Source organism: Nocardioides sp., from assembly GCF_031397825.1.
Taxonomy (GTDB): Bacteria; Actinomycetota; Actinomycetes; order Propionibacteriales; family Nocardioidaceae; genus Nocardioides.
Map to the genome: position 1 here is coordinate 1 of NZ_JANNML010000231.1, position 15,318 is coordinate 15,318.

The 15,318-nt window shown below is 72.2% G+C and carries 16 protein-coding genes; 7 read left to right on the top strand and 9 right to left on the bottom strand.

Translation table 11 applies throughout. The annotated features are described in order from the left end of the window. From RMN98_RS19430 to RMN98_RS19445, 4 genes are all read left to right on the top strand, one after another. On the top strand, positions 1-539 hold a 539-nt coding region (locus RMN98_RS19430; protein WP_309650470.1), incomplete at its 5' end, for an SDR family oxidoreductase. Continuing rightward, positions 536-1,447 (top strand): NAD(P)-dependent oxidoreductase, encoded by a 912-nt coding sequence (locus tag RMN98_RS19435; RefSeq protein WP_309650471.1) that lies wholly within the window; start codon positions 536-538, stop codon positions 1,445-1,447. The genes RMN98_RS19430 and RMN98_RS19435, both read left to right, overlap by 4 nt. Further along, a complete protein-coding gene (locus tag RMN98_RS19440) occupies positions 1,444-1,833 on the top strand; it encodes a carboxymuconolactone decarboxylase family protein (RefSeq protein ID WP_309650472.1) in 390 nt (129 codons plus the stop codon). The genes RMN98_RS19435 and RMN98_RS19440 overlap by 4 nt, the downstream gene beginning before the upstream one ends. Further along, on the top strand, positions 1,755-3,152 hold the full coding sequence (locus tag RMN98_RS19445) for an alpha/beta hydrolase domain-containing protein (RefSeq protein ID WP_309650473.1): 1,398 nt from the start codon (positions 1,755-1,757) through the stop codon (positions 3,150-3,152). The genes RMN98_RS19440 and RMN98_RS19445 overlap by 79 nt, the downstream gene beginning before the upstream one ends. On the opposite strand, the gene RMN98_RS19450 is transcribed toward RMN98_RS19445, so the two are convergent. From RMN98_RS19450 to RMN98_RS19465, 4 genes are all read right to left on the bottom strand, one after another. Continuing rightward, positions 3,128-4,609: a protein adenylyltransferase SelO family protein gene (locus RMN98_RS19450; RefSeq protein ID WP_309650474.1), complete on the bottom strand. Its 1,482-nt coding sequence runs from the start codon at positions 4,607-4,609 to the stop codon at positions 3,128-3,130. The genes RMN98_RS19445 and RMN98_RS19450 overlap by 25 nt on opposite strands. Before the next feature lie 19 nt (positions 4,610-4,628). Then, entirely contained in the window at positions 4,629-4,976 is a 348-nt protein-coding gene (locus RMN98_RS19455) for an MmcQ/YjbR family DNA-binding protein (protein WP_309650475.1), read from the bottom strand. A gap of 44 nt (positions 4,977-5,020) precedes the next feature. Beyond that, complete coding sequence (locus tag RMN98_RS19460) at positions 5,021-5,506, bottom strand: DICT sensory domain-containing protein (RefSeq protein ID WP_309650476.1); 486 nt, start codon at positions 5,504-5,506, stop codon at positions 5,021-5,023. Between the two features lie 168 nt (positions 5,507-5,674). Continuing rightward, entirely contained in the window at positions 5,675-6,292 is a 618-nt protein-coding gene (locus tag RMN98_RS19465; protein WP_309650477.1) for a hypothetical protein, read from the bottom strand. 257 nt (positions 6,293-6,549) lie between these two features. On the opposite strand from RMN98_RS19465, the gene RMN98_RS19470 reads away from it, so the two are divergent. Next, positions 6,550-7,533 (top strand): superoxide dismutase, encoded by a 984-nt coding sequence (locus RMN98_RS19470; RefSeq protein ID WP_309650478.1) that lies wholly within the window; start codon positions 6,550-6,552, stop codon positions 7,531-7,533. Here the strand turns inward: RMN98_RS19470 and RMN98_RS19475 are convergent. Continuing rightward, the gene (locus tag RMN98_RS19475) at positions 7,520-8,164 is read right to left on the bottom strand and encodes a flavin reductase family protein (protein WP_309650479.1); all 645 of its coding nucleotides are present in this window, start codon (positions 8,162-8,164) and stop codon (positions 7,520-7,522) included. The genes RMN98_RS19470 and RMN98_RS19475 overlap by 14 nt on opposite strands. An 83-nt stretch (positions 8,165-8,247) precedes the next feature. Here RMN98_RS19475 and RMN98_RS19480 point away from each other — a divergent pair, with 83 nt between their 5' ends. Next, a complete protein-coding gene (locus RMN98_RS19480; protein WP_309650480.1) occupies positions 8,248-9,042 on the top strand; it encodes a crotonase/enoyl-CoA hydratase family protein in 795 nt (264 codons plus the stop codon). An 8-nt stretch (positions 9,043-9,050) separates the two neighbouring features. Here RMN98_RS19480 and RMN98_RS19485 read toward each other — a convergent pair whose 3' ends face one another. Together RMN98_RS19485 and RMN98_RS19490 are read right to left on the bottom strand one after the other, a co-directional pair. After that, on the bottom strand, positions 9,051-10,154 hold the full coding sequence (locus tag RMN98_RS19485; protein ID WP_309650481.1) for a hypothetical protein: 1,104 nt from the start codon (positions 10,152-10,154) through the stop codon (positions 9,051-9,053). Positions 10,155-10,301: 147 nt separating this feature from the next. Further along, positions 10,302-11,870, bottom strand: a complete 1,569-nt coding sequence (locus RMN98_RS19490) for a hypothetical protein (RefSeq protein WP_309650482.1) — start codon at positions 11,868-11,870, stop codon at positions 10,302-10,304. A 111-nt stretch (positions 11,871-11,981) separates the two neighbouring features. Between RMN98_RS19490 and RMN98_RS19495 the strand changes: the two genes are divergently transcribed. Continuing rightward, the gene (locus tag RMN98_RS19495; RefSeq protein ID WP_309650483.1) at positions 11,982-13,568 is read left to right on the top strand and encodes a hypothetical protein; all 1,587 of its coding nucleotides are present in this window, start codon (positions 11,982-11,984) and stop codon (positions 13,566-13,568) included. On the opposite strand, the gene RMN98_RS19500 is transcribed toward RMN98_RS19495, so the two are convergent. Together RMN98_RS19500 and RMN98_RS19505 are read right to left on the bottom strand one after the other, a co-directional pair. Next, a complete protein-coding gene (locus tag RMN98_RS19500) occupies positions 13,565-14,494 on the bottom strand; it encodes an oxidoreductase (RefSeq protein ID WP_309650484.1) in 930 nt (309 codons plus the stop codon). The two genes, RMN98_RS19495 and RMN98_RS19500, sit on opposite strands and share 4 nt — an antisense overlap. Further along, a complete protein-coding gene (locus tag RMN98_RS19505) occupies positions 14,491-15,306 on the bottom strand; it encodes a maleylpyruvate isomerase family mycothiol-dependent enzyme (protein ID WP_309650485.1) in 816 nt (271 codons plus the stop codon). Before RMN98_RS19505 ends, RMN98_RS19500 begins: the two co-directional genes overlap by 4 nt. Positions 15,307-15,318: the final 12 nt, after the last annotated feature.

The following is a 15,318-nucleotide window of genomic DNA, read 5'->3' on the forward strand; positions in this document are numbered from 1 at the left end:
CGGCGCTGGTCGAGGCCGTGACCGCGGCCTATGGCGGCATCGACGGGCTGGTCAACAACGCCGCGATCTACGGCGAGATGGCCTTCGACCTGCTGATCAGCGTCGACTGGGACTACTACAAGAAGTTCATGAGCGTGAACATGGACGGCGCCCTGGTGATGACCCGCGCGGTCTATCCCTCGATGCAGAAGCGCGGTGGCGGCTCGATCGTCAACCAGAGCTCGACCGCGGCCTACCTCTACTCCGGCTTCTACGGCCTGGCCAAGGTCGGCGTCAACGGCCTGACCCACCAGCTGGCCCACGAGGTCGGCGGCATGGGCATCCGGGTCAACGCGATCGCCCCCGGCCCCACCGACACCGCCGCGACGCGCACACAGGCCGGCGACGCCGCCAAGGACCTGGTCAAGGGCCTCGCGCTCAAGCGCATGGGTCAGCCCGAGGACATGGTCGGCGCCTGCGTCTTCCTGCTCTCCGAGGAGGCGTCGTGGGTGACCGGCCAGATCCTCGCCGTCGACGGCGGACAGACCTTCCGGTCGTGACCGACGTGGCCACGACCAGGGTCGGCTTCATCGGGCTGGGCAACATCGGCAAGCCGATGGCGCTGCGGCTCGCATCCGAGGCGCCCGCCCGCGGCCTCACCCTCACCGTGTACGACGTCGCGCCCGAGCCGCTGGCCGAGCTCGAGGCCGCAGGGGCGAAGGTCGCCGGCAGCGTGGCCGAGCTCGCGGCCGACGTCGACGTCCTCTGCGTGATGGTGCGCGACGACGACCAGGTGCGCGACGTGCTCCGTGAGGTGCTCGGCCGATCAGCGAGGGCGGGGGACCGGCTCACCGTCGTGGTGCACTCGACCGTCGCACCGGCCACGCCCGGTGAGCTGGCCGACACGGCCGCGCGCCACGGCGTACGTCTCCTGGACGCGCCGGTCAGCGGCGGCTCGATGGGCGCCTCGGATGGCACGCTCGCGATCATGGTGGGCGGCTCCGACGACGCCTTCGCCGCGGCCCGGCCGGTGCTCGACGCGATGGGGACCAAGGTGGTGCACGCGGGGCCGATCGGCGCCGGCACGACCTTCAAGCTGGCCCGCAACCTGATGCACTTCGTGGCGTTCACCGCCGCCACCGAGGCGCAGCGGCTCGCCGAGGCGGCCGGGCTCGACCTCAAGGCGCTGGGCGACGTCGTGCGCCACACCGACGCGATCACCGGCGGGCCCGGCGCGATCATGCACCGCGAGACCGCGGCGCCCATCCCGGAGGGCGACTTCTGGCACGGTGTCTTCACCCACGTGCGCGCGCTGGGGGAGAAGGACCTCGGCTTCGCCACCGACCTCGCCGACCAGCTCGGCGTCGAGGTGCCGCTCGCCAGGCTCGCGCTCGAGCGGCTCGGGCCGGGGCTGGGTCTCGACCCACGCACGACCTCCGACCAACGCTCATCCGAGGAGACGACATGACCGGCAAGTTCGACGACCTCCCGGAGAAGCGCCGCCTGGGCCTGGAGAAGATGGAGCAGGTCTACGGCTTCGACATGACCGACGGTGTCGGGGACTTCTTCGGCCTCACCGTCGAGCACCTCTTCGGCGACATCTGGCAGCGGGAGGGGCTCTCCGACCGCGACCGGCGGCTGCTGCTGATCGGGCTGCTCGCCGGCACCGGCGGCGCCGACGTGCTCGGGATCCAGATCCCCGCGGCGCACGCCAACGGCGAGCTCGACGACACCGAGCTGCGGGAGATCGTGATCTTCCTGTGCCACTACGCCGGGTGGCCCAACGGCGCGCGGATCAACTCGATCGTCGAGGAGACGATCGCCAGGGCGGCCCGGGCCCGGGACAAGTCCTGACCACGCTGCGGGCCCTCCCACCCGGCGACGCCGGGATCGCCTCCGCCCGTCCGGGGCCGGACCTGGCCGCGTGGGGCTACACCGAGACCGAGCACGTCGCCAGCGGCACGGCGGTGTCCTACCGCGCCGACGACCTGCCGGCCGACGGTCACTGGTCGCTCGAGGTCGACGGCACGGCCGACTTCGCGACGCGCGTCGTCGTGCGGTCACCTGCTCCCGAGCACGCGAGCGGCACGCTCGTGGTCGAGTGGCTCAACGTCAGCAGCGGCCAGGACGCCGCTCCGGGGTGGACGTTCTACGCCGAGGAGGTCGTGCGGCGCGGGCACGCCTACGCCGCAGTCTCCGCCCAGCACGCCGGCGTCGAGGGCGGACTCACCCTGGTCGCGATCGGGGGCCGGGGCAGTCCCGGCCTGCGCGGCGGCAATCCCGAGCGCTACGCCGACCTGGCCCACCCGGGCGACGCGTTCTGCTACGACGTCTTCACCTCCGTGGCCCGCGCCGTGGCCGAGTCCCTCGGCTCCACGTGCGTCCTCGCGACCGGTGAGTCGCAGTCGGCCTTCGCCCTCACGTCGTACGCCAACGGCGTGCAGCCGATCGCCGGCCTCCTCGACGGCCTCCTGATCCACAGCCGCGGAGGTGCGGCGCTGCCGCTCGGTCGTGCGGGCGAGGGGGTCCGGCTGGAGGAGCGGCTGCGCGGCGTCCCGACGCGGCTGCGCACCGACCTCGACGTGCCGGTGCTCGTCGTCCAGACCGAGACCGACCTGTTCGGCTACCTCGACTACCTGCCGGCCCGTCAGCCCGACCACGACCTGCTGCGGGTGTGGGAGGTCGCGGGCACGGCGCACGCCGACAAGCACGTGATCGGTGACTTCGAGGACTTCCTCGGCTGCTCGGAGCCGGTCAACCGCGGACAGCAGGTCTTCGTCGTCCGGGCAGCGCTGCACCACCTCGAGCGCTGGGCCCGCGGTGGTGACGCGGCGCCCCAGGCCCCGCCTCTCGACGTGGTCGACGGCGCCTTCGTGCTCGACGACGTCGGCAATGTGATCGGGGGCGTGCGCACCCCCGTCGTGGACGCACCGGTCGAGGTGCTGTCCGGGACCGAGGTCCCGGGAGCATCGGCCCTGTGCCGCCTCTTCGGGAGCAGCAGGGTGCTTCCGGCCGAGCAGATCGGGGCGCTGTGGCGCGATGTCCACCACTACCGGTCCGCCTACGCCGCCGCGGCGGAGCGGGCCGTCGCGCTCGGCTTCGTGCTGGCCGAGGACCGCGAGGCGCTCCTCGCCGACGAGCGGTCGGGTCAGGTGCCGCAGAACGTCTGGTAGTCGCCGAAGGAGTCGGGCGCGGGCTCGGCGTAGCGCTCCAGGCCCGCCCGCTCGTCGTACGGCGCCCGCACGGCGGCCAGCAGGCTCGCGAGCGGTGCCAGGTCACCGGCGGTGGCCGCGGCGAGCGTCTCCTCGACGAGGTGGTTGCGCGGGACGTAGATCGGGTTGACCCGGTCCATCGCGTCCGCGTCAGGGCCCGAGGGACAGGCCGCGAGCCAGCGCTCGAGCCACGCGTCGATCCCGGCGAGGTCGAGCACCAGACCCCGGACCGGCTCGGCGTTGCCGCGGGCGGCACTGCCCAGGGCGCGGAAGAAGCCGGTGTGGTCGACGTGGTTGGCGCGCATCAGCTCGTAGACCTCGTCGACCAGAGGTGTGGCGACCGCGTCGTCGAGCCCGGCGGGAAGGCCGAGCTTGGCGCGGGTGCCGGCCTTCCAGGCCTCGGCGTAGCGGTCGCGGAAGCGGCCCAGCCCCTCCACCGCCAGGGCGACGGCCTTCTCCTGGTCGTCGTCGATGAGGGGCAGCAGCGCCTCGGCGAGGCGCGCGAGGTTCCACTCCGTGATCGGCGGCTGGTTGCCGAAGGCGTAGCGGCCGCCCTCGTCGATCGAGCTGAAGACCGTGGTCGGCTCGAAGACGTCGAGGAAGGCGCAGGGACCGTAGTCGATGCTCTCGCCGGAGATCGTCACGTTGTCGGTGTTCATCACGCCGTGGACGAAGCCGACGCACATCCACCGCGCGACCAGCGACGCCTGGGCGGCCGCCACCGCGTCGAAGAGCGCGAGGTAGGGGTTGTCGGCCTGCGCCGCGTCGGGGTGGTGGCGCGCGATGGCGTGGTCGGCCAGGCGGCGCAGCAGGTCGAGGTCGTCGGTGGCGCGGGCATATTGGAAGCTCCCCACGCGCAGGTGGCTGCTCGCCGTGCGGGCGAGCACCGCCCCAGGCAGCGGCGTCTCGCGGCGGACGGTCCGCCCCGTGGCGACGACGGCCAGCGCGCGGGTCGTCGGGATGCCGAGGGCGTGCATGGCCTCGCTGACGACGTACTCGCGCAGCATGGGGCCGACCGCCGCCAGCCCGTCGCCGCCGCGGGCGAGCGGGGTGCGGCCGGAGCCCTTGAGGTGCAGGTCGCGCAGGACGCCGTCGGTGTCGGTGATCTCGCCCAGGAGCAGGGCCCGGCCGTCGCCGAGGCGCGGGGAGTAGCCGCCGAACTGGTGGCCGGCGTAGACCTGCGCCACCGGGGTCGCGCCGGCGGGGACGAGGGTGCCGGTCAGCAGCCCGAGGCCCTCGGGCGTGCGCAGCGCGGCGGGGTCGAGGCCGAGGCTCTCGGCCAGCGGCTCGTTGAGCGCCAGCAGGGTCGGCTCCGGTGTCGCCTCGGCCCGCCACGGCAGGGCGAGCTCGGGCAGCTCGCGGGCGAAGAGGTCGCCGAGGGCCGGCGTCAGGGCGGTGCTGTCGGGGGCCAGGCTCACCTGTCCAGCCTACGGGCGCTCAGGTGGGGAGCCGGTCGTCGCGCTCCTCGACCAGGGTCGCGGGAGCGGTGAGGCGCCACGCCTCGAAGGTGAGCTCGGCCAGCTCGTCGCGCTCCAGGCCCTCGAGGTGCACGACCACCCACCCGAAGGCGCCGGCGGTGAACTGCACCTCGAAGACCTCGGGCCGCTCGGCGACGAGCCCGAGCTGCTCGGCGCGGGTCTGCTTCAGCCCGACGGTCGTCGTCGCGGGCCACAGGTAGCCGAAGGTGTGGGCGGCGACCTGGAAGCGCGTGTAGTGGCCGTGGTCGCTGCTGCTCACGCTCGGGAGCTGCTCGACGAGGTCGAGGAAGTCGCGGATGCTGCTCATCGCGGCTCAGGCTAGCGAGCGGGCCGCCGTGGCCCCGGCTGCCGTCAGGCGACGAACGCGTCGGCCGACAGGGCGGCCGCGGCGAAACGTACGTCGTGCGGGTCGGTCGTGGTGAGGAAGGCGAATCGACGATCACCGTCACCGCCCCTGGTGCCGGGCAGGGGTGCCTCCTCGCGGGCGGCCAGCGCCGTCGTGGACCGGCTGCCCAGGATCAGGATGTTCCACTCCAGCGCGAGCGGGGAGCGGGGCGAGACGTCGTGCAGGTGGAAGAGGCCGCGCAGGTCGGTGCGCGAGCGGACGTCGACGCCGTAGACGTGGACCCGGGTGCCGAAGCGTGCCATCCGGTCATAGGTGCGCACCGTCGCCGAGGTCAGGAAGTCGACGTGCTGGAGGCAGACGTAGACGGTGGCCGCGCCCTCGCCCGTGAAGCTCAGCTCGATGCTGCGGCTGACCGAGAGCAGATCGGCCTTGCGTGAGCGGCGCACGGCGGAGTGGCGGCTCAGCGACTCGAAGGGAGTGGCGTCCGGCACGGGGTGTCCTTCCTGGACGGGATCATCGAGGCACTGATCGGCACGGCGGCGGAGGACCTGAGCCAATCGGCCGGACATGGCGCTGGGGCGCTCGACCAGTGGAGGTCGAGCGCCCCAGCGCACGAATCCGGTCACGCCTCACGGACGGGCGTGCCGGTCAGACGTGACTCAGAAGAGACCGTTGAGCAGGCCACCGAAGGAGGAGTCCGAGTCGGACTGCGAGTCGTTGTCCTCGGTCGTGGTCTCCTCGGAGCTGTTGTCCTCCGTGGAGCTCTCGGTGCTCTCCGAGCTGCTGTTGCCAGACCCGTTGCCCGAGCCGTTGCCGGTCTCGTTGCCGTTGCCCGCGCTGGGCGACAGGTCGATCTCGGGCGCGACGTTGACGTCCGGGTCGATGGTCGGGTTGGTCTCGACGTTGTTGCCGGAGCCGGTCTCGTTGCCGGATCCGTTGCCGTTCGCGGAGCCGTTGCCGGTCTCGTTGCCGGAGCCGCTGCCGCTGCCGTTTCCGGAGCCGTTGTCGGTGACGTCGCCGAGGTCGAGGTCGAGACCGTTGCCGTTCCCGGACCCGTTGTCGGTCACGTCGCCGAGGTCGAAGCCGTTGGCGCCGAGCAGGTCGCCGAAGAAGACGTCGAGGAGGTCCTCCACCTGGTTGCTCGTGGTCTCCGAGGAGGTGTCGTTCGAGGTGAACGGCTCGTCGGCCTGGGCAGCCCCGGCGAGCGAGGCACCGCCCAGGGTCAGCAGCCCGGCGGTCGCGGTGACGGCGATGGACTTCGTGATGAGGTTGCGCATTTTGTCCTCCACTTTCAGTTGGGTTCGGAGGTCGGATGTGCTGGTGTTGCCTTTCCAGTCGTAGTCCGCCGATCGAGGCGTTCAAGGATTTCGCCGTGTGCGCTCACGCACCCCATCCGATCTCCGTTCGTGTCCGTACGCGCCCGTGGACGAGAGCTGCGTGGGCAGGGGCGCAACCGGTGCCTGCCTAGTCTCGACACCGTCCCGTTCTCGGCGTCGGGGCTGCTCCTCGGCGCCCCCGACCGCAGGAGAAGTCGATGACGACCGCACACCGCAGGACCCCGCGCACCACCCTGACCACCGGCCTCGCGACCGGTCTGGCCGCAGGGCTCGCCCTTACCGCCGTGCTCGGAGCCGGCGCAGCGACCGCGACCCCGCCCGACAGGGGCGAGCGCACGGCCTTCCCCGAGCGGGTGGAGCTGCCCGACGGCTTCCAGCCCGAGGGCATCACGATCGGCAAGCAGGCCACGGCCTACTTCGGCTCCCGGCTCGACGGCGACCTCTACGCCATCGACCTGCGCTCCGGCGAGGGCGAGGTCGTCAGCCAGGGACCGGGCACGCCCTCGGTCGGGCTCAAGGTCGACGAGCGCGAGCGGCTCTTCGTCTCCGGTGGGACGGCCGGCGACGCCCGGGTGGTCGACGCCCGGACCGGCGAGGTGCTGGCGAGCTACCAGCTCGCCGAGGGCGCCGCCTTCATCAACGACGTCGTGCTCACCCGCGACACCGCGTGGTTCACCGACTCCCAGAACGCCCGCCTCTTCGCGCTGCCCCTGGGCCCGAAGGGCGAGCTGCCCGCCCCCGAGGACGTCGTGACAGTCCCGCTCACCGGCGAGTGGGTGCAGAACGCCGGGCTCAACGCCAACGGCATCACCCAGACGCCCGACGGTCGCGCCCTGCTGGTCGTCAACTCCTCCACCGGAGGGCTCTTCCGCGTCGACCGCGAGTCGGGCGAGGCCACCGAGGTCGACCTGGGCGGCACGCTGCTCACGAACGGTGACGGGCTGCTGCTCCAGGGGCGCACCCTCTACGCCGTGCAGAACAGGCTCAACAAGGTGGCCGTCGTCGAGCTCGACAAGGCCGGCACGAGCGGGACGAAGGTCCGCGAGATCACCTCACCGGACTTCGACGTTCCGACCACGGTGGCCAAGCTGGGCAGGCGGCTCTACCTGCCCAACGCGCGCTTCACCACGCCGTCGACCCCGACGACCGACTACTGGGTGACCCAGGTCAGCGCTCGCTGAGCCCGGTCTCGGTCCGGCTCCCGACCTGCGGGTCGATGTCCTGGGGCCTCGCCGGCCGTGCCACCGACACGGTCGGCGAGGGAAGGCCCCACTCCTCGCGGCCCAGCCGGGCGACCGGTCCCATCCGGTCGTAGGCCGGCAGCCCGTCCTCCATCACGTCCTCGTCGACGCTGAAGGACACCACGGTGCCCAGCACCAGGGTCGAGCTCCCGAAGTCGACGGTGGAGTGGAGCGTGCACTCCATCGCGCCGGGCGAGCCCGCGACAGCGGGCGGGCCGACGACCGTGCTGGGGCGCATCTCGATGCCCAGCGCAGCCGCCTCGTCGGTGTCGGCGTCGAAGTGCGCGCCGGTCGCGTTGACCTCGTCCATGAGGGCCTCGGTGGCGACGCTGATCGTGAACTCGCGAGTCTCGAGCACGTTGCGCAGCGTGTCCTTGTCGCCGATCGAGGCGAACGCCACGATCGGCGGGTCGGCGCACACCACGGTGAAGAACGAGTGCGGCGCCAGGTTGCCCACGCCCGCGGCAGAGCGGCTCGCCACCCACGCGATCGGGCGGGGGACCACCAGCGAGGTCATCAGCTTGTAGGCGTTGACGTCCGCGGAGTCCGGGTCGAGGTGCAGGCGTGTCATGGCATCCAGGGTGCCGGGTCGGTGGTCGTCACGGCCACGCGGCCTCCGCCGGGCAAGGCCTCGGCGCCCCCTACCCTTCTCCCATGAGTCACGTCACCTGCTCCGTCGTGGACGGCATCGCCCACGTCCGGCTCGACCGGCCGGACAAGCTCAACGCGCTGACCCTGCAGATCCTCGACGACCTGGTGTCGACCGCACAGATGCTCCGCAAGGACCGCACCCTGCGGGCCGTGGTGGTCTCCGGCGAGGGCGACGCGTTCTGCGCCGGTCTCGACTTCGCGCACGTGATGAAGCAGCCCGTCAAGGTCGTGACGCACTTCGTGCCTCGGCCCTGGCGCGGCACCAACACCTTCCAGGAGGCCTGCTGGGCCTGGCGCCGGGTCCCCGTGCCGGTGATCGCCGCGGTGCACGGACACTGCCTCGGCGGCGGGCTGCAGATCGCGCTGGCCGCCGACTTCCGCATCGCCACGCCCGAGTCGCAGTGGTCGGTGCTCGAGGGCAAGTGGGGGATCATCCCCGACATGAGCGGCATCCGCTCCCTGGCCGAGCTGGTCGGCATCGACACCGCCAAGAGGCTCACGATGACCGCCGAGGTCCTCACCGGCAAGGAGGCCCTCGACCTGGGCCTGGTCACCGAGCTGGCCGCCGACCCGGTCTCCGCTGCGTTCGAGCTGGCCGAGCGCCTCAGGCTGCGCAGCCCCGACCAGCTGGCGGCCACCAAGCGCCTCTTCAACGACACGTGGACGGCGAGCCCGCGGCGTACGTTCGCCCGCGAGCGCGCCGAGCAGCTCGTGCTGCTCTTCGCGCACAACACCAAGGTGGCGCGCGAGGCGGCCTTCGCCAAGGCCGTCCCCGACTTCGCCCGTCGCGGTCGGTGAGGCGGGGGTCAGGACGTGGCCACGGCCTGCACGGAGCGCTCTTCACGCACGAACCCCGAGAGGACCAGCTCCATCCCGATCGAGAAGAGGGCGCCGATGATGATCAGGAGGAGATCGCGCTTGGTCCCGGCGCCCGGTGCCTCGATGGCGACGAACGTCGCGCACGTGCGTTGCTCCAGGATCTGCTGGATCCGCTCCGCTGAGAAGGCCACGGTCGTGGCCTGCGAGCCGGTGATGTTGAAGTCGGCGGTGGGTTCGTCCGGGTCCTGGGTGTCGATGTTGGCGAAGGTGTCCGGGATGGTGGTCCGGCAGGTCCACGCAGGAGCCCCGGACAGGCTGGTGTCCGGCGCAGCAGACGTCGCGCCCTGGAGCGTGTAGTCACCGAGATCGATCGAAGCGACGCCCCGGGTCACCTCGTAGTCGGAGTTCCAGTAGGCGTGGAGGCCCGCCGAGCGGGACTCCACCTCGAAGACGTTGGCGTCGCGTGAGCCGAGGTCCTCGTCCAGGGCGACCGCGGTCCCTGCGAGCTGGGCGCCGCTGAGCACGGTGGGGTGGCCCGTCAGCGCCGGGAGGCTCAGGTAGCACCCGCCGAGCCTGCTGCGGCGCTCGGTCCAGTCGGCCGTGAAGTCGATGATGACCGGGGCGAGCGACCGGCCCCACCCGGGGACCGTGATCTCGAGCATCGTCGTCCCGGTCTCGTCGTCCGGGTCGACAGAGCTGAGGGTGGCGCCGTCCCGGTCGGCGCTGGCCCCTTGAGGGTCGACGACGGCGGCGAGGGCATCGGTCGCGGTCGCGACGTCGATACGGGAGATCCCGGCGTCCGGGACGGCCACACGGACGACGGCCTGCGACCTCAGGACCGCTGCGTGGTCACGCCAGAACTCTGCCGTCGGCGCGATCGTGAGGGCGACGGCGACGGGCTCACCGCACCCGATCACGCGTGCCTTGAGGGACACGGTGAGCCCGGTGTCGAACCCGCGGATGGCCAGGCTGTCGGTGCCCTCGACGAGCACTCCGATGCCGCGGGGCTCTGGGGCCGGCACCGACTGGACACCGATCAGGACAGCGCCCGCGATGATCGCAGCGACCGTGGTCGCCAGACCCAGAGCCACCCTCAGCTTGCGCGATCTCGCCGGGTCCCCAGGGTCGCGTCGGGCTTGCAGCGCGAGGCGGACGGCAACCGCAGCCCCCACCCCGAGTGCGACCCAGCCGACCGGTCCCACGTCAGTCGCGGCCGGGGTGGGTGCCCGTGCCGGCACTCATGCCGCCAGCTGCTGAACTCGGAAGACCCGCTTCGACAGACGTCGCAGGCGGAGCTCGGCATCGGGCCAGTCGTACTCCCGCGCCTCGCTGCGCGTGATGCGCTCGCCCACGAAGAAGCACCCGACGCGACCGACGTTGAGCTTGGAGAGCACGGTGTGCTCGTTGCCGGAGCACGAGGACTGGCGAGCAACGAGACGGACGCGTCGCTGGTTGCCGGCGGCGTCCTGGACCAGGGCCGCGGTGGGTTGAGGGCCGAGGCCCTTGAAACGGCCCTCGCGGATCAAGAGGCACCCGGCTCGGGGCGCGCAGAAGACCCGACCGGCGATCGAGTCGCCGGAAGCGTCGAGCACCCGCACCCGGCGGACCCCGGTCCGGTCGTCGGTCATCTTCAGGGCCAGGTTCCAGCCGCTCGCCGTGCGCAGCAGGAAGGACTGGGCCAGACGGGGGGCCACCGGGTCGAGCGTGATGGTGTCGCGGTCCCTCTCAGTCGGGGCGGAGCCGGAGAAGACGACCTTCACCTCGCGAGTCTCGCTCTTGGAGCTGGGCTCGAGCTTCCAGGGCACCACGGCCTGCAGCGGGATGGGGCGGAAGGCGCCGTCACCGTTGCTGGCGACGGCGCTGGTGGCGCCCTGGGGCCAGTTCAGGTGCAGCTTGACATCGATCTCGCGGGTGTTGAACCGGTTGCCGTCGAGGGCGACGATCGTGACGTCCACGGGGCCGTCGGGATCCGGTGGCACCGGGCCCTCGGGGCAGCCGTCGAAGGGCGGGTCCGGGTTGCCGGCCAGGGACGGACAGGCGTCATCGGTGTCGGCGAGCCCGTCGCCGTCCGCGTCGGGACACCCGGCGCCGTTGACCCCGCCGACGACGCCACCGACGCACTGGTCCTGTGTGTCGGGGACACCGTCCCCGTCCGAGTCGTCCGGGACGAACCGCACCTCGACGCGAGTGCTGCCGCCGGGGACGTCGGGCGCGCTGCACGTCGTCGGATCCGTGCTGCTCGCGCAGCGCCCCCCGACCTGCACGTAGTAGGCCAGCTCGGCGGTGACCGCGAGGCAGGGAGTGCCGTTGCAGGAGCCGATCGTCTCGTTGCCCGCTGCGGGATCGTTCGAGGCGCACTCGGTGGCCTGCAGGGTCGAGAGGTCTGCCTGTCCCCAAGGCACGTCCGAGGTCTGGTGCAGGATCATCACGGAGTCGTAGCCGGGAGTGATGGCGCGCACGAGCAGATTGCCGTCCACGGCCGGATCGAAGCGGACCCAGGCCGTGCGCCCCGCATAGGCGGCCTCGCCCGGCGCCACGAGGCATCCGTTGTGGTTGGCGGTCGTCTCGGCCTCGCCGGTCTGGACGCTGAAGGCGGAGGTGTCGAGAGGACTCGAGGTCGGGGTGATGAACGTGTAGGCGCGGTTCACCGGGAGCTCCGTGCCGGACGGGCTCTCAGGGTTGTAGGTCACGGCATCGAAGGAGTCGTAGGCCAGGGCGTCGCTCGGCGGGTCGGCCTGCGCCTGCGGGATCGCCGCCAGGCTCAGGACGAGGGGGAGCAGGACGGCTCCCATCAGGTGGCGGCGCATGCCAGGGATGCTAGGACCGGCACAGCCACGCGTCCATAGCGTCACCCCCTGTCCTGGTCTTCCTGTGGACCCCGGCGCGTCGGGCAGCGGCAACCCTGTAGAACTTGGGGTGTGAGGTTCCAGCGCAGCCTCGCCCTCGTGGCGGTCGCCCTGCTCGTCTGGGCGATCGGCCCGCTGGCCCTGCTGCTCGCGCTCGGGTCGCTGGCGGTCGCGCGCGTGCGGGGCTGGCTGCGACCCACCTGGCGCGTGGTCACCGGCTGGGCCGCCACCGCGGCCGTCCTGGCCGGCGTCGTGGTGCTGCTGCCCGACGGCTTCCTCCCGATCCCGCCGGGCATCGGGTCGCTGGCGACCCCGCGCTACCTCGGTAGCCCGGCCACCCCGCAGCCCATCGACCTCCGGGTCCCGCAGCACCCGCGGCTGGCCGTCAACGGCACCAGCACGATGCACAACGACGGCTGGTCCACCGACGCCTACCCCGGCCCCGGCCCGCTCGGGGAGTCCCCGTCGGTCGACACCGCCTGGTTCGGCACCGAGACGTGCCCCACCGTCGCCTTCGACACGCACGACCGGCTGGTCGCGCTCTGCGGCAACGCCAGCGGACCGGTGCTGCACGTGCTCGACCCCGAGACGATGCGCGCCCAGGACACCCTCGAGCTGCCGGCGCGGCCCGACGACGACGGCTGCTTAGCCTCGGCCTTCTTCCTCGACGACCAGGACCGTGCCGTCACGGCCACCACCGAGCGCGAGATCGTCGCGGTGACGACGGCCGACGGGCGCGGGGATCCCGACCTCACCATCCAGACGTCGTACGACCTCTCGGGAGACGTGCCCGACGACGACTGCCTGGTCGCGCTGATGCCTGACTGGGACGGGCGCACCTGGTTCGGGACCGAGCAGGGCCGGGTCGGCTTCGTCGATCCCGGCACCGGCAAGGTGCAGCTGCTCGAGCTCGGCGAGGAGATCGCCACCTCGTTCTCCGTCGACCAGGACGGCGGGGTCTATGTCGTCACCGTCGAGGCGCTCTACGAGCTCGGCGTCGACCCCGCCGGGCGCCCGACGATCCGCTGGCGCACGATCTATGACCGCGGGACCGAGCAGAAGGACGGCCAGCCCAGCCGCGGCAGCGGCACCACGCCCACGATCCTGCCGAGCGGCCTCGTCGCCATCACCGACAACGCCGACCCCAAGATGAACGTGCAGTTCTACACCGTCGAGGACGGTGACCTGGTCTGCCAGCAGACGGTCTTCGAGGACGGTGAGAGCGCCACCGACACCTCCCTGGTCGCGGTCGGCCCGAGCGGCGTGGTCGTGGAGAACAACTACGGCTACACCGGCCCCCTGCGCACCGTCCTGGGCCGCACGACCCCCGGCGGCCTCGCACGCGTCGACGTGGTCGACGGTGAGTGCGGCGTCGTGTGGACCAACGACCAGGTCGCCCCCACGTCGGTGGCGAAGGTGTCGCTGGCCAACGGCCTGGTCTACGCCTACACCAAGCGCCGCAGCCTGCTCGGCGTCAACGCGTGGTACTTCACCGCCATCGACGCCCGCACCGGTCGCACCGCCTTCTCCGTGCGCACCGGCATCGGCACGATGTTCGACAACCACCACTCCGCCGTGATCCTCGGCCCCGACGGCTCGGCCTACGTCGCCACGCTCACCGGCATGGTGCGCATCCGCGACCGGGAGCGCAGCTCCTAGGGGTAGCGGATCCCCGTGGTCTCCTCGCTGGTCTCCCACAGCCGCCGCATCGCGTCAGCATCGCGAGAAGCGCGGCTGCCTGTGACGACCTGCGGTGCGCCCGCGAGCTGCGCCGGCCCGCTGGGGCCGCAGTAGGTGCCGCCCGGCAGGTCGGCGGTGGCCGCCATGAGCGTCGGCCAGGCGCCGGCGGCCGCCGACTGCGAGACCGCCTTGATGGTCGCGTCGAGGATCGAGGCGACGCCTCCCGACGAGCGGCCGTACTGACCGTTGGCCGCCAGGTGCGTCCCCGCGAAGCCGGGGTGCGCCGCCAGTGCCTCGACCGGGAGGCCGGCCTCGCGAGCGCGTCGGTCCAGCTCGTAGGTGAAGAGCAGGTTGGCCAGCTTGGTGGCCCCGTAGGTGCGCCACTTGTCGTAGCGGCCGGCGTCCTGGCGCGGGTCGCCCAGCGGGGCTGCCTTGGCATAGCGGTGGAACTGCGACGACACCGCCACGACCCGTGCGTCACCGCTGGCGACCAGCTGCGGCAGGAGCAGCCCGGTGAGGAGGAACGGCCCGAAGTGGTTGGTCGCCATCTGCAGCTCGAGACCGTCGCCGGTGCGGGTGTGGGGGGTGGCCATCACGCCGGCGTTGTTGATCAGCACGTCGATCGGGCCGTACGACGACGCGGCAGCAGCAGCGGACCTCACCGACCCGAGGTCCGACAGGTCGACGACCAGCTGCTCCAACGAGGCGGCCGGCACCTCGGTGCGGATGGCCGACTCGGTCTCGGCGACCTTGGTCGCGCTGCGACCGGCCAGGACGACGCGAGCCCCGCGACGGGCCAGCTCGAGTGCCGTGAAGTGCCCCAGCCCGCCGACGGTGGTGCCTGTGACGACGATCGTGCGCCCGGACTGGTCGGGGACGTCGGTCAGCCGCCAGCTGGAGCTCACGGGGTCGTGGCCATCGCGTCGACGACCTGCTGGCCGAGCGCCTGGTCGCCCTCGACCACGATGGCGTCCGGCTCGGCCGGGCAACGACCGCCGGCGAGCACCACGAAGGTCCCGCGGTCCATCCGCAGCGTGACGGTGGGGTCGGCAGGGACGTCGGTGAGCCGCTCGCCGCGACCGGCGTCGTTGATCACGAAGGCGAAGGGCTCGCTGCCGGCCATCTCCAGCACGAGGCTGGTCCCCGGCGCCGCGCCGACCTTCTTGCCGAGGACGAAGCCGAGGCTCTCGGCGAGGTAGTCCGCGGTGTGCTTGGCCGGTGCGGTGTCGAGGCCACCGGGGCGACCGACCGCCCGGCGTACGTCCTGCTCGTGCATCCACACGTCCAGCGGACGGTTGCGCAGCAGCACCTCCCAGGTCCACGGCACGCCACCGAAGACGACATCGGGCTTGGCGGAGGCGTCGGTGGGCGGGTCGGCGAGCAGGAGGGTGTGCCGGGTGGTGGCGGCCTGGCGGATCTCGGTGATGATCGCGTCAGGGGCGGCGTCGCGGCGGTTGACGACGCCGATCTCGGTGTAGAGGCCGAGGAAGCCGGTCACGTGGGGCGGCTCGCCGACGTCGGCCGTCTCCTCCGGGCCGCCGGCCAGGATGGCCTCGAGGTGGGCGACGTGCGCGGCGACGGCCCGCACGTCCCAGCCCGGCAGGTCGGTCGGGAGGTCCCACTGCTCGGGCGTGAGCTCCTCGAGCAGGGTGGTGAAGTCGTCGATCGCGCTCCACCAGACGTCGATGTGGCCGGCGAGCAGCTGCTGGTCATCCATGGGCGGCAGCCT